Origin of the sequence: Xanthomonas hortorum (assembly GCF_040279205.1) — a bacterium.
GTDB classification, from domain to species: Bacteria; Pseudomonadota; Gammaproteobacteria; order Xanthomonadales; family Xanthomonadaceae; genus Xanthomonas; species Xanthomonas hortorum_F.
This window is the reverse complement of record NZ_JBEOLS010000060.1, coordinates 1-13,031: the sequence shown is the minus strand read 5'-3', so window position 1 is coordinate 13,031 and position 13,031 is coordinate 1. Positions and strand designations below refer to the sequence as shown.

The 13,031-nt window shown below is 64.5% G+C and carries 12 protein-coding genes and 1 pseudogene; 3 read left to right on the top strand and 10 right to left on the bottom strand.

What is annotated here, in order from left to right:
* Positions 1-86: 86 nt before the first annotated feature.
* The 4 genes from ABS769_RS18555 to ABS769_RS18540 form a co-directional block, all read right to left on the bottom strand.
* The gene (locus ABS769_RS18555) at positions 87-1,457 is read right to left on the bottom strand and encodes a pyridoxal-phosphate dependent enzyme (protein ID WP_317060036.1); all 1,371 of its coding nucleotides are present in this window, start codon (positions 1,455-1,457) and stop codon (positions 87-89) included.
* Between the two features lie 218 nt (positions 1,458-1,675).
* Entirely contained in the window at positions 1,676-1,894 is a 219-nt protein-coding gene (locus tag ABS769_RS18550; protein WP_002814034.1) for a YdcH family protein, read from the bottom strand.
* Between the two features lie 336 nt (positions 1,895-2,230).
* Positions 2,231-3,121 (bottom strand): hypothetical protein, encoded by an 891-nt coding sequence (locus ABS769_RS18545; RefSeq protein WP_104549299.1) that lies wholly within the window; start codon positions 3,119-3,121, stop codon positions 2,231-2,233.
* Positions 3,118-3,501 (bottom strand): DUF4398 domain-containing protein, encoded by a 384-nt coding sequence (locus ABS769_RS18540; protein WP_317060037.1) that lies wholly within the window; start codon positions 3,499-3,501, stop codon positions 3,118-3,120. Before ABS769_RS18540 ends, ABS769_RS18545 begins: the two co-directional genes overlap by 4 nt.
* A 98-nt stretch (positions 3,502-3,599) precedes the next feature.
* On the opposite strand from ABS769_RS18540, the gene ABS769_RS18535 reads away from it, so the two are divergent.
* Positions 3,600-4,733 carry a PilT/PilU family type 4a pilus ATPase gene (locus tag ABS769_RS18535; RefSeq protein ID WP_006449645.1) on the top strand — a complete coding sequence of 378 codons (1,134 nt, stop codon included), beginning with the start codon at positions 3,600-3,602 and terminating at the stop codon, positions 4,731-4,733.
* 122 nt (positions 4,734-4,855) lie between these two features.
* Here ABS769_RS18535 and ABS769_RS18530 read toward each other — a convergent pair whose 3' ends face one another.
* The gene (locus ABS769_RS18530) at positions 4,856-5,203 is read right to left on the bottom strand and encodes a glutathione binding-like protein (protein WP_317060038.1); all 348 of its coding nucleotides are present in this window, start codon (positions 5,201-5,203) and stop codon (positions 4,856-4,858) included.
* A 36-nt stretch (positions 5,204-5,239) separates the two neighbouring features.
* Positions 5,240-5,557: a glutathione S-transferase N-terminal domain-containing protein gene (locus ABS769_RS18525; RefSeq protein WP_317060039.1), complete on the bottom strand. Its 318-nt coding sequence runs from the start codon at positions 5,555-5,557 to the stop codon at positions 5,240-5,242.
* A 144-nt stretch (positions 5,558-5,701) separates the two neighbouring features.
* Here ABS769_RS18525 and ABS769_RS18520 point away from each other — a divergent pair, with 144 nt between their 5' ends.
* Positions 5,702-6,268, top strand: a complete 567-nt coding sequence (locus ABS769_RS18520) for a TetR/AcrR family transcriptional regulator (RefSeq protein ID WP_317060040.1) — start codon at positions 5,702-5,704, stop codon at positions 6,266-6,268.
* Between the two features lie 130 nt (positions 6,269-6,398).
* On the opposite strand, the gene maiA is transcribed toward ABS769_RS18520, so the two are convergent.
* Both maiA and ABS769_RS18510 read right to left on the bottom strand, forming a co-directional pair.
* Positions 6,399-7,070 (bottom strand): maleylacetoacetate isomerase, encoded by a 672-nt coding sequence (gene maiA / locus ABS769_RS18515; protein WP_317060042.1) that lies wholly within the window; start codon positions 7,068-7,070, stop codon positions 6,399-6,401.
* A 55-nt stretch (positions 7,071-7,125) separates the two neighbouring features.
* Positions 7,126-8,184: a fumarylacetoacetate hydrolase family protein gene (locus tag ABS769_RS18510; RefSeq protein WP_317060111.1), complete on the bottom strand. Its 1,059-nt coding sequence runs from the start codon at positions 8,182-8,184 to the stop codon at positions 7,126-7,128.
* A 308-nt stretch (positions 8,185-8,492) separates the two neighbouring features.
* Here ABS769_RS18510 and ABS769_RS18505 point away from each other — a divergent pair, with 308 nt between their 5' ends.
* Complete coding sequence (locus ABS769_RS18505) at positions 8,493-9,881, top strand: DEAD/DEAH box helicase (protein ID WP_006450465.1); 1,389 nt, start codon at positions 8,493-8,495, stop codon at positions 9,879-9,881.
* 182 nt (positions 9,882-10,063) lie between these two features.
* On the opposite strand, the gene ABS769_RS18500 is transcribed toward ABS769_RS18505, so the two are convergent.
* Both ABS769_RS18500 and ABS769_RS18495 read right to left on the bottom strand, forming a co-directional pair.
* Complete coding sequence (locus tag ABS769_RS18500) at positions 10,064-12,349, bottom strand: transferrin receptor-like dimerization domain-containing protein (RefSeq protein ID WP_317060043.1); 2,286 nt, start codon at positions 12,347-12,349, stop codon at positions 10,064-10,066.
* A gap of 111 nt (positions 12,350-12,460) precedes the next feature.
* Positions 12,461-12,913: pseudogene (locus ABS769_RS18495) on the bottom strand (TonB-dependent receptor domain-containing protein); the annotation flags it as partial.
* Positions 12,914-13,031 lie beyond the last annotated feature (118 nt).

The following is a 13,031-nucleotide window of genomic DNA, read 5'->3' as shown; positions in this document are numbered from 1 at the left end:
AGGTTCCCGGAAAAAGTGGCGAATTGTAACAAGCAGGTCTGAACGGCCAATGCCGCGCGTCTCATTGACACGCGCGGCTTGCGCGATCACTGCACGCGGCGGCGCAGGTAGTTAAGCAGGTCGATGCGGGTGATCAGGCCCAGGAACTGGTTGCCGTCCATGACGATGGCGACCTGGCCGCGGTCGAACACCGGCAGCAGCGCTTCGATCGGGGAGGCGACGTCCAGGCGATCGAGCTTGCTGACCATGGCGGTGGAGATCGGGTCGCGGAAACGCGCCTCGTCGCCGTACACATGCAGCAGCACGTCGCTTTCGTCGACGATGCCGACCAGCTCGCCGTCGTCGATCACCGGCAACTGCGAGACGTCGTACAGCTTCATGCGCTGATAGGCGGTGGTCAGCAGGTCTTTCGGGCCGACCACCACGGTGTCGCGCTTGTTGTACGGGCGCAGGATCAGGTCGCGCAGATCGCCGTGCTGCGGGCGCTCCAGGAAACCGTTATCGAGCATCCAGTAGTCGTTGTACATCTTGGACAGGTACTTGTTGCCGGTATCGCAGACGAACACCAGCACGCGCTTGGGCGTGGTCTGCTCGCGGCAATACTTCAGCGCCGCGGCCAGCAAGGTGCCGGTGGACGAGCCGCCGAGGATGCCCTCCTTGGCCAGCAATTCGCGCGCGGTGTGGAAGCTTTCCGCATCGGTGATCGAATAGGCCTTCTTGACCCGCGAGAAATCGGAGATATCCGGCAGGAAATCCTCGCCGATGCCTTCGACCAGCCAGCTGCCGGACTTTTCGCTGACGGTGCCCTCTTCGATGTACTGGGTCAGGATCGAACCCACCGGGTCGGCCAGCACCAGCTCGGTATGCGGCGAGGCGGTGGCGAACGCGCGCGACAGGCCGGTCATGGTGCCGGAGCTGCCGCAACCGAACACGATCGCGTCCAGATTGCCGTCCATCTGCGCCAGGATTTCCGGGCCGGTGCCGAATTCGTGCGCGGCCGGGTTGTCCGGGTTGCCGAACTGATTGATGAAGTAGGCGCCGGGCGTCTCGGCGGCGATCTTGGCGGCCAGGTCCTGGTAGTACTCCGGGTGACCCTTGGCCACGTCCGAGCGCGTCAGCACCACCTGGGCACCCATGGCCTTGAGGTTGAAGATCTTCTCGCGGCTCATCTTGTCCGGCACCACCAGGATCAACTTATAGCCCTTCTGCTGCGCCACCAATGCCAGACCCAGGCCGGTGTTGCCGGCCGTGCCTTCGACCAGCGTGGCGCCAGGGGCCAGATCGCCGCGCTGCTCGGCCGCTTCGATCATCGACAGGCCGATGCGGTCCTTGATCGATCCCCCGGGGTTGGCCGCCTCCAGCTTGAAGAACAGCTCGCAGACGCCGGTGTCCAGGTGCTGTGCCTTGACGATCGGCGTGTTGCCGATCAGTTCGAGTACGGAGGAGTGGATCGCCATCGGGATATCGTCGCTGCGCCGCGTGGGCTAGGCCGCCCATTATCCGACGAACGGCTGGGGAATGCTCATTCAGACTGGAAACGATCGCGCTCGCCTATGAACGAGCGTGCTCAGCCGCCGCTCCAACGGCCGCACATATAAAGACGCGGACGGTGGCGAGCCGACGAGGAGGCTGCCACCGCCCGCGGCGGTGAACTTGTTCTGGATGTGGGGAAGGATCAGTGCGTGAGCTGGTCGTACATCCGGGTGAGCTTTTCTTTGGCCTGCAATTTCTCGCGTTTCATCTGGCCCAAGGTCACGTCGTCGATCGGGAGCACCCCGAGTTCGGCATCCATGCATTTCTTGTTCAAGAGCTTGTGGCGTTGGTACAGCTGCTTGAACTCGGGATCGGACTTGACCAATGCGTCGATTTCGGTCTGCGGTTGCCCTTCGAACATGGCGTTACCTCCTTCACTTAAAACAAGAACGCCCCGGCCACGGATGGCACGGGGCGCAGCTTGGGGATGGAAGACTCGCGGATCACAATGGCAGGCGCACTGGCGGAACCAACAACCTTCCCACCGAATTGCGTTATTGCGTGCCCTTGCGTCACTGGCCCGGCCCTCCGTACTTCCAGGCAGCGGAGTGCTGCCCGGGAGTACGACCCTACGCCGGTCGCGGAGGGGGTTCAAGGCCAGAACGGCTGCTTTTGCCGTTCCCTGTGTCAATCAGTGACCGCGGTTCAACCGGGCGTCATGCCCGGGTTAAAAGACCTTAACTTCCAACCACTTGCATTACGGCGAGACAACCACCTCGGCAGCGCGCGTCTTGCTGGCAGCAGCCTTGGTCCCGCTGACCTGCAAGCGTGCACTGGCCACCCCGGCGGCGACCAGCGCATCGCGCACCGCTTCGGCTCGCTTCTTGGCGGTGGCTGCATCGCTGTCGAAGCCGACTATGCTCACCCGACCCTTCTTGCCGATGTTCAGATATTCGGCCAACGCCTTGGCCTGCCCTGCAGCATCGCCAGACAGCGCGGTCTTGCCGCCGAACGCGCCGCTGCCCAACGAAAACACTTCGCCGCGGGGTTCGAACCTGGCGGAGGGCAACTTGGCCCCGGACACCAGTTCGGCTTCTTCGTGCGCCAGTTGCACGGCTTTCTGCTGGGCCGCATTGAGCTTGGCAGTCTGCTTGCCGGCCACGCTGGTCAGCGCCAGCTCGGCGTCCTGGCGGGCCAGGGTTTCCTGCTCGGCCGCCTGACGCATGCGCTCGGCCTCTTCGGCCTGGATCTGCGCCTGCACGCGCAGACGCTCGGCCTCTTGCCGCGCACGCGACGCATCCCGGCGGCTGGCTTCGATCAGCAGATCGTTGCGGGTGCCTTCCAGCCGGTCCAGCTCGCGCCGTGCCAGTGCGGTGCGGGCGGTGCGTTCGGCGATTTCGACCCGGCGGTCGGCCAGAAATACCAGTTCGTCGCGGTCGCGGCGCTTGGCTTCGGCCAGCGCCGCCACGATCTGCTGCGCCTGCAGCCGCTCGAAGCGGGCCAGTTCATTGGTCTGCGGGTCGTTCTGCAGCGCAGCCAGGCGCCGGTTGAGCGCGTCGGCCTGCGGGTCGTCCTTGGCGGCCATTGCCAGCGACGGCAGTGTGGCCAGGCTCATTACACCGATATAGAGAAGAGGACGCAGTTTCATCGGCCGCCCTCCCCGGTGTTGAGGCTGTTCTGCAGCTGCGCCACTTCCTTGCGGCGCTGTTCCAGCTGGGCGCTGACCACCGCCTCTTCGCTGCGTGCCTTGGCCAGGTCGGCATCGGCAGCAGCGCGCAAGGCGATCTGCGGCACCTGCTTGCGCTGGCGCTTGTCCAGTTGCGCCTGCTGGGCCTGCATCAATTCCTGTCGGGCCAGATTGACCAGATCGGGGGCGTATTGGTCGGCATCGGCCTGGGTGGCGCGTTGCACGGCCTGTTCGGCGGCGGTGAGCTCCGGTGCCACCTGGGCGGTGGCGGGAGAGGAAAGAACCATGAAACAGGCGATGCCATACAGGGATCGCCGCAAGTATGCGAAGCTAGCCGTCATTAGGGGAGCCGTAGCGAGAAGTCTCGAGCACGGCCATTGTCGGAAGCCTGCGGCGGACTTGCAACGAGACGCTGCTGTTTGTTGGGGAACCATTGCGCATGGATATCGGCTACTTCCTGAAGCTGATGACCGAAAAGAATGCCTCGGACATGTTTTTGACCACCGGTGCGCCGGTGTACATCAAGATCGAAGGCAAGCTCTACCCGCTTGGCAATACGGGGTTGCCGCCGGGGATGGTCAAGAAAATCGCCTACTCGTTGATGGACGAGGGCCAGGTGCCGCAGTTCGAGCGCGACCTGGAACTCAACATGGCCATCTCGCTGCCCGACGCCGGACGCTTCCGTGTGAACGTGTTCAAGCAGCGCGGCGAAGCGGGCATGGTGATCCGCGCCATCCGCAGCCGGATCCCGAGCATCGAAGAGCTCAATCTGCCGCAGGTGCTCAAGGACGTCATCATGACGCCGCGCGGCCTGGTGCTGCTGGTCGGCTCGACCGGTTCCGGCAAGTCGACCTCGCTGGCCTCGATGATTGACCATCGCAACAGCACCACCACCGGGCACATCCTCACCATTGAGGACCCGATCGAATACCTGCACAAGCACAAGATGTCGATCGTGAACCAGCGCGAAGTCGGCCTGGATACCCACACCTTTCAGAGCGCGCTGAAGAACGCGATGCGCGAGGCGCCGGACGTGATCCTGATCGGCGAAATCCTGGATGCCGAGACCATGGAGGCAGCGATTGCATTTGCCGAAACCGGTCACCTGTGTCTGGCGACGCTGCATTCCAACAACGCCGACCAGACCATTGAGCGCATTCTCAATTTCTTCCCGGAAAGCGCGCACAAGAACGTGCTGATGAATCTGGCGCTGAATTTGCGTGCGGTGGTCTCCCAGCGCTTGGTCAAGGGCCAGGACGGACGCCGCCGCCCCGCCACCGAAGTCTTGCTCAACACCCCGATGATTCGCGACCTGCTGCGACGCGGGCAGGTGCACGAGGTCAAGGCGGCGATGGAAGAGTCGCTGGAAGAAGGCATGCAGACCTTCGACCAATGCCTGTTCCGCATGGTCAAATCCGGCGAAATCGAGCAGGAGGAAGCGCTGCGCGCCGCCGACTCGCGCGATGGTCTGGCGCTGAAATTCCGCCTGTCCGAAGGCGGCTCCGGCGAGCACGACCCGTATGCGGATTACGAAACGGCAGCGGCGCCCAAGATCAGCCACGGGTTTGTTTGAGACAAATAGCGCGCCCGAGCCGGCGCGCCTGCTGGGTCGGTCTCGCATCTCCATCGCTGTAGGCGATGCCGTGCGCAGCTGACTGCGCCCAACGACACCGCAGTGACGGCTCCCTGCAATCGTTATGTCGCAGCGCTCACCGGCTCGGACATCCTCACGCGATTCTGCACGCTGGGGCGCTCCTGCATCCTCGCGTACCACGCGTGCAGCGCTTCGTGGTGCGCCGGCACGGCAAGTTCCACAAGCTCGGCAAAGATCAATCCGCCGATCACGGTGATGTCCGCCATCGAAAACGCGCTGCCGGCGATGAAGGGCTGCTGTGTCAGGATGGAGTCGAAATACTGCATGCCCTTGAGCGCCTTGTCGCGCTGGCGCAGCCCCCACTCGGCATTCTGGTAGAGCTCGACTTCCGGTCCCAGCCCTGCAGTGGCGTGATGGAAGTAGACGCTGATCGGGTCGAGCAGTTCCAACTCGGCGCGCTTGCTCATCATGTGGATCACGCCCTTCTAGCGCGGCGTGTTGCCGGTAAGGATGCAGGCACCATCCAGCGCATCCAGGTACTGGGTGATCGCGGTGCATTCGGCAATGAAGGTCCCATCGTCCAGCTCCAGGACCGGCAGCGTGCCCGAGTAGTTCTTGGCGAGGAATTCGGCGCGCTTGTGCTCGCCTTTCCAAAGATCCACCGCGACGAACCTGACCCGCGCTTGCAGCTGTTTCTCGGCCAGGGCGATGCGCACGCGCGCCGGATAAGGGCCGGTTGGCCAATCGTAAATGGTCATGGAGGTTGCGGTGGCGACGCTGAGATTGGGTAAGTCGATGCTCATCTGTATATCTACCTATCAGTTGGTAGATTCAAGTTAGATCGGCTTGCCCGGCGTGTCAACAACTATCTATCAGTTGGCAGGCAACTTTCTTCCGCCTAGACTTCCGCTTGCCACATCCTTGGCAGCAAAACGAAGAGAGGTCCTGTGAGTGCACCCAACGCGAAAGAAGCCATTCTGGCCGCCGCCGCCCGCACCGCGCAGGCGCACGGCTATGGCGGGTTGAATTTCCGCGACCTTGCCGAGGCCGTGGGCATCAAGAGCGCCAGCATCTACTACCACTTCCCGAGCAAGGCAGATCTGGGTGCGGCCGTGGCGAAACGCTACTGGGAAGACACGGCACAGACCTTGGAAACGTTCGTGGCCGAGTCGGCGGATCCGCAGGCTGCCTTGCGCCGGTATCCCGCCATCTTTCGCCAATCGCTCGAGCGCGATAACCGCATGTGCCTGTGCAGCTTCATGGCCGCCGAATACGACGACTTGCCGGATGCAGTGAAGATCGAAGTGCAGACCTTCACCGATATCAATGTGGCGTGGCTGGTCAAGCTGCTGTCTGCTGCATCCATGGCTACTCCAGCGCAGAACGAACAACGCGCGCGCGCCATCTTCGCCGCTGTTGCCGGTGCGCAGCTGGTTGCGCGCAGCCGCGCCGACCTGTCGCTCTACGACACGCTGATCGACAGCTACCGCGTGGCCGGCCTGCTGCCTGCGTGATGCGCAGCTATCTCCCTGCCGGTCTGCAGCGACGCTGACATCGTCGGCAACACTTCGGATCTTGCTGCGGTCTTCTCTTGTCTACGGCTCTTCTCTGGCGGCAGCTGTCCTTTCACGACAACGCGAAGAATCAGCCGCCCGACGCCTGCGCGTCCACCTGCACTTCCGGCCGCGCCGCATCGAACGCCGGCAGTGCCAGGCAGGCCTGTTCGATGCGTTGCAGGGTTGGATACGGCGTCAGATCGACGGCGAAACGGCGCGCGTTGTAGAGCTGCGGAATCAGCACGCAATCGGCCAGGCCCAGCGTGTCGCCGTGGCAGAATTCGCCCGTCTGCGGATCGTTGGCCAGCTGCGCTTCCAGTGCGGCGAAACCGCACTGCATCCAGTGCTGCGTCCACCGCTGGCGTTGCACGGCATCAAGTTGCCATTCGCGCTCTAGAAACTGGGTCACGCGCAGGTTGTTGAGCGGATGCACGTCGCAAGCGACGACCTGCGCCAATGCACGCACGCGGGCGCGCGCGGCCGGCGCGGTGGGTAGCAACCGCGCACTGTCCGGGAACGCATCTTCCAGATATTCCAGGATCGCCAGCGACTGCGGAATCAACACCGCGCCATGCCGCAACGTGGGCACCAGTTCCTGCGGATTGAGTTGCGCATACGCCGGCGCGTGTTGCTCGCCGCCATCGCGCACCAGGTGCACCGGATGCGCGATGTAGGCCAGCGCCTTCAACTGCAGGCCGATGCGCACACGATACGCGGCGCTGGAGCGCCAGTACGAAAACAATTCCAGTGGCGCGCTCATGCCCTGCCCCGCGTGCAGTTGTTCGTAGCGACCTTCGCTGACGCCTTTGCCGATGTCATGGCAGCGGCTGACGTTCGACGCGCTGTTCGATCGCACCGAAGATGCTGATGCCATCGGTATCGAACATTTCGATCCGCACCACGTCGCCGAAGGACATGAACGGCGTGCTCGGCTTGCCGTCGCGCAAGGTTTCCACCACGCGCTGTTCGGCAAAACACGAGGCGCCCAGCGTGGTGTCCTGATTGGCGATGGTGCCGGAGCCGACGATGGTGCCGGCCGACAGCGGCCGCGTTTTGGCAGCGTGGGCGATCAACTGGGCGAAGTCGAACTGCATGTCGTTGCCGGCTTCCGGCGCACCGAACCAGGTGCCGTTGACGTGGGTGACCAGCGGCAGATGCACCTTGTTGTCGCGCCATGCCTCGTCCAACTCGTCCACGGTGACGAACACTGGCGACAGCGCCGAGCGCGGCTTGGATTGCACGAAACCGAAGCCCTTGGCGAGCTCGGCCGGAATCAGGTTGCGCAGCGACACGTCGTTGACCAGGCCAACCAGCTGGATGTGCGCAGCGGCCTGCTCGGGCGATGCGCCCATCGGTACATCGTCGGTGATCACCACCAGCTCGGCTTCCAGATCGATGCCGTGCTCCTCGCTGATCACCTTGATGGCGTCGCGGGGGCCGTAGAACCCGGCACTGGTGGCCTGATACATCAGCGGGTCGGTGTAGAAGCTCTCCGGCACCTCGGCATTGCGCGCACGACGCACCCGCTCCACATGCGGCAGGTAGGCGCTGCCATCGACGAACTCGTAGGCGCGCGGCAACGGTGCGGCCAGCGCCTGCAGATCCAGATCGAACACGCCATCGGCACTACCCTCGTTGAGCGAGGCCGACAAGGCATTCAGGCGCGGCGCGACATTGCTCCAGTCTTCCAGCGCGCGCTGCAGCGTGGGCGCGATACCGGTGGCGCGCACCGCCGTGCGCAGATCGCGCGAGACCACGATCAGGCTGCCGTCGCGGCCGCCTTCCTTCAGGGAACCTAGCTTCATGACCATCCTGTGCTGTGGCTGATCGGCCGATTGTACGGCCTGCTGCAACACTGGTTGCAGTTGAAACAACTGACCCGTAGCCCAACCGATGAACTCGCCTTTTGTGCAGCGCGCCAAACGCGCGTACACTTGCCGGGTCTGCATGCGGCCGTCCGTTTCCCTTAGGGACAGCCGGCGAGGCCAGGATCGATCGATCCGCTCGCCCGCCCCACCCGACGCCTTTCGTGGTGCCGACAAACCCATCGCTCTTTGATTGGGTTGTTCCACCATCTCGCAGCGCGGTTCACGGGAACGCTCCGAGCCTCACTTTTTTGCATCTGCAATGCGTCTGCGCTCCGGGCTCTGCCTGGTGGCGACGCTTTACTTGGAGCTTCCTGATGTCTTTTGAATCCCTGGGCCTTGCGCCCTTCCTGCTGCGCGCGTTGGCCGAGCAGGGCTATGAAACCCCCACCGCGATCCAGCAGCAGGCGATCCCGCTGGTGCTGGCAGGTCACGACCTGCTGGCCGGCGCACAGACCGGTACCGGCAAGACCGCCGCGTTCGGCCTGCCGCTGCTGCAGCACCTGGGCACCACGCCGCAGCCGGTCAATGGCCCGCGCAAGCCGCGCGCGCTGATCCTGACCCCCACCCGTGAGCTGGCCACCCAGGTGCATGACAGCCTGCGCGGCTACAGCAAGTACCTGCGCATTCCCAGCGCGGTGATCTACGGCGGCGTGGGCATGGGCAACCAGCTCGACACCCTGCGTCGTGGCGTAGACCTGCTGATCGCCTGCCCGGGCCGGCTGATCGACCATATCGAGCGTCGCAGCGTGGACCTGTCCGGCATCGAAGTGCTGATCCTGGACGAAGCCGACCGCATGCTCGACATGGGCTTTTTGCCGTCGATCAAGCGCATCCTGACCAAGCTGCCGCGCCAGGACCGTCAGACCCTGCTGTTCTCGGCCACGTTCGAAGAGAACATCAAGCAGCTGGCGCTGGAATTCATGCGCAACCCGATGCAGATCCAGGTCACCCCGAGCAACACCGTGGCCGAGAGCATCACCCACCGCGTGCACCCGGTCGATGGCGCCCGCAAGCGCGACCTGCTGCTGCACCTGTTGGCACAGGACAGCCGCGAGCAGACCCTGGTCTTCGCGCGTACCAAGCATGGCAGCGACAAGCTGGCACTGTTCCTGGAAAAATCCGGCATCAAGACCGCGGCGATCCACGGCAACAAGAGCCAGGGTCAGCGTATGCGTGCCCTGAGCGACTTCAAGGCCGGCCGCGTGACCGTGCTGGTGGCCACCGATATCGCCGCGCGCGGCATCGACATCAACGAGCTGCCGAAGGTCATCAACTACGACCTGCCGATGGTGGCCGAGGATTACGTGCACCGCATCGGCCGTACCGGCCGTAACGGCTCCACCGGCGAGGCGATCTCGCTGGTGGCGCAGGACGAAGCCAAGCTGCTGCGCCAGATCGTGCGCATGCTGGGCCGCGATGTTGAAATCCGTGACGTGCCGGGCTACGAGCCGCAGACCCCGATCCGCTGGGGCAACAGCGCCCCGGGCCGTGCCGAACAGCCGGGTGGCGATCGCGCGCCGCGCAAGAGCCACGCCCGTCGTCCGCATGGCGATGCACCGCGTCAGGCGCATGCGCATGCCGGCCCGAAGAAGCCGGGTGGCCAGCGCAGCAGCGGGCCGCGTCAGGCCGGTGTTGCTGCCGGTGCCGGCGCAGGCCGTCGCGATGGTGGCCGTGGTGGTCAGCGTCCGAGCGGCACGCGCTGAATCCTGTGCGCCGGTGCGACCGGCGCTTAGGCATGCGGTGAACTGAAAGAAAAAGCCGCCCTTCGGGGCGGCTTTTTTGTGGGCGCACGCTGGGCAATGTAGACATGTCGCTACAGGCGCATTCCAAAGGGTGTGCGACGCAGCTTGCTCCCACACGGATGACACGTGCCCGCGCTCGCTGCCTAGCTTTCAATCAACGCGGTATTGCGATCGATCGCCTCGCGATACCGATCCAGCACTGCGGCGGTCTGCACGATGTATTTGCTCAGATCTTCCCAACGCCGGTCTTCCAGCGCTTCGCGAATACCCGGCAATGTCTTGACCTCGTAACCGGTGGCAAGCCCAGGTGCATAGATCAGGTTCCGGTACCACGGCCGCCCCGGCAAACCGCCTTCGGCCAACAGGGTCTGGTCGATGCGCTGCAGCGAGGCATTGAGCTTGCCGCGCACGCGTGCATCCAGGCTGCCGCCGCGCGATGCCAGCGCATCGTCGTAGCGCTTGGCGCTGGCCTGCAGGCGGGTAATGGCCTGATCCAGTGCGGCAAAGTCGATCTGCGGCACCGCGGCTTTCGGCTCGGGGGCGCGTTGCGGCCGGTTCGGGTTATCGATGGCGGCATAGGCACCGGCCTGCAACAACTCGGCCTGGGTGCGGGCGGCAGTGCGGTCGCTGTCGGCCTGCTGCTTGAGCTCCTGCGCGTAGCCGGCCACCGCGTCGGCGAAGTCGCCGAAGCGTTGCGGCAACACCGGCGCGTTGGCGACGCGCAGCACCGTGCGGCCGACCGTCTGCGACAACAGCGGCAGATAGCTGAAGTCCGGATCGATATAGCGCGCGAAATAATCGTAGGAGTCGTACAGCGAGTGATAGACGCCGCTACCGCCGCCCTGCCCGCCATAGCCCAGATCCAGCGTCGCCAGCCCAAGATGCTGCAGGAACGGGCTGTAGTCGCTGCCCGAGCCCAGCGCCTTGAGCGGCACATCGCCACCGGCCGCGAGCTGCTTGGCGATGTCTTTTTGCGCCGGCTTGGCGGTGGGTGCCAGCGCGTCGATGCGGGCACGTGCGCGTTGCCGTTCGAGCACGCTCACGCCGCTGTCGGGGTCGCGCAGATCCGCCGCCACCCCGTTGACCAGGCGTTGCAGCGCATGGCTGCCGCCGGCATTGAGAAAGCCGCGTCCGTTGCCATCGGTGTTGACGTACAGCACCGCCTTGCGGCGCAGTTCGTCGGCGTGCTGTTCGGCCCACTCTGTGGAGCCGAGCAGGCCAGCTTCTTCGCCATCCCAACTGGCATACACGAGCGTGCGCTTGGGGCGCTGGCCTTGCTTGGCCAGTTCGCCAATCGCCTTGGCTTCGGCCAGCAATGCGGTGGTACCCGAGAGCGGATCGGCCGCACCGAACACCCAGCCGTCGCGGTGATTGCCGCGCACCACCCACTGGTCCGGATACTCGCTACCTCGTAGGGTGGCGATGACGTTGTAGATGGTCTTGCTGCCCCACTCCGCATCGACCTTCAGATGCACGCGCGCGGTGGCCTCGCCGCCGATGCGGTAGGTGATCGGCAGCGCGCCGCGCCAGTCCTCCGGTGCCACCGGCCCGCCCAGCGCGGCCAGCAAGGGTTGCGCGTCGCCCCAACTGATCGGCAGGGTCGGGATCTTCAACACGCTGCCGGCCTGGTCGATCTTCAGGCGTTTGGCACCCTTGCTGGCGCCGACGCCCGGGGTCAGCGGATCGCCGGGATAGATCGCGAAATTGGCGACCGAGCCGCGTTGCACGCTCCATTGGTTGCGCGCCGGGCCATCCGGATAGGCCCGATCCTGGAAATAACCGTCGTCGCGCGGATCGGAATAGATGATCGCGCCGATCGCGCCATGCTCCTGCGCCAAGCGCGGCTTGAGCCCGCGCCAGCCCTTGCCGTAGCGGGCGATGACGATCTTGCCGCGCACATCCACGCCGTTGCGCGCCAGCGCTTCGTAGTCTTCGGCGATGCCGTAATTAACGTAGACCAGATCGCCGGTGACATCGCCATTGCCGCCGTAGATCACATACGGTGGCAGCACGTTTTCGGTCTGGGTGGAGGTGCTGTCGCCCGGCAGCGGCGGCTCCTTGAGACGCGCGACGTAGGGCTTGGGGCCGAGCAATTCCAGCTGCGAGGTCTTGGGCGAAGGCCACAACACTTCGAAGGTTTCGATGCGCGCATCCCACCCATAGCCGCGCAGGCGGTTTTGCAGATCGCGGGCGTTCTCCAGGTTATGCGGCGAGCCAACGTGATTGGGCGCCGACGACCATTGCTTCAACCAGCCGCGATAATCGGCGTCCTCCAAGCCGCTATCGAAACGTGCTTCCAGCGCGCGTTGCGCCTGTGCGGCAGCGGTGTCGTAACCCGGCAGTGCGGCGGGTTGTTCCGCAGTTTGTGCGGCCAGGGCAGGCGCGACGAATGCCAGGGCGAGTAGCCAGGCGTGCTGCGAAGAGGTCATCGTAGTTCCTTGAATAAAGTGTCCGGGGTAAACCGCGATTGGGTTGATGCACGACGCTGGCGAGCACACAGCCACCATCGCACGGCCGCACACGGGCCGTGCGAGCGCCGATCAGAAGCGATAGTCCAGGCCCACGGTGAAATAGCGCCCACGCAGGTCGTACTGGGTGAAGTCGTACGGCGCGCGAATACCCGGGAACGAGGCATCCACCGGCGGCTGCTTGTCGGCCAGATTCTCGATCTTGGCGTAGAGCGTGAGCTTGTCGATACCGGTGTAGCCCAGATACAGATCGAACTGGTTGTAGTCGCCCACGCGCGACTGCAATGCACTCGCTGCCGCGCTGGCCTTCTGGTCGTAGCCGCCGGTGTAGTACCAGGTCAGCGCCGCACTGACGGTGCCCAGATTCCAGTCCAGCGTGGTGGTCGCCTTGTTGCGCGGCAACGAGGGACCGAGGTTGCTGCCGGCGTAATCCTGCAACGGGCCACCGACCACGGTGGGGCGGCGGTAATCGCGCACGTGGGTGTAAGCGGTATTGAGGCCGAAGTTGCCGGCCGCTTCGGTGGGGCCCCCCCGGCGGCCAAACACAAACAAAAACCCCCTCGTGCGAAACCAGACGGTTTTTAAAAACCTTTTAAAACCCCCCACCCCGCCCCCCCCGATGGCGCTCAAAAACCCCGCGCCG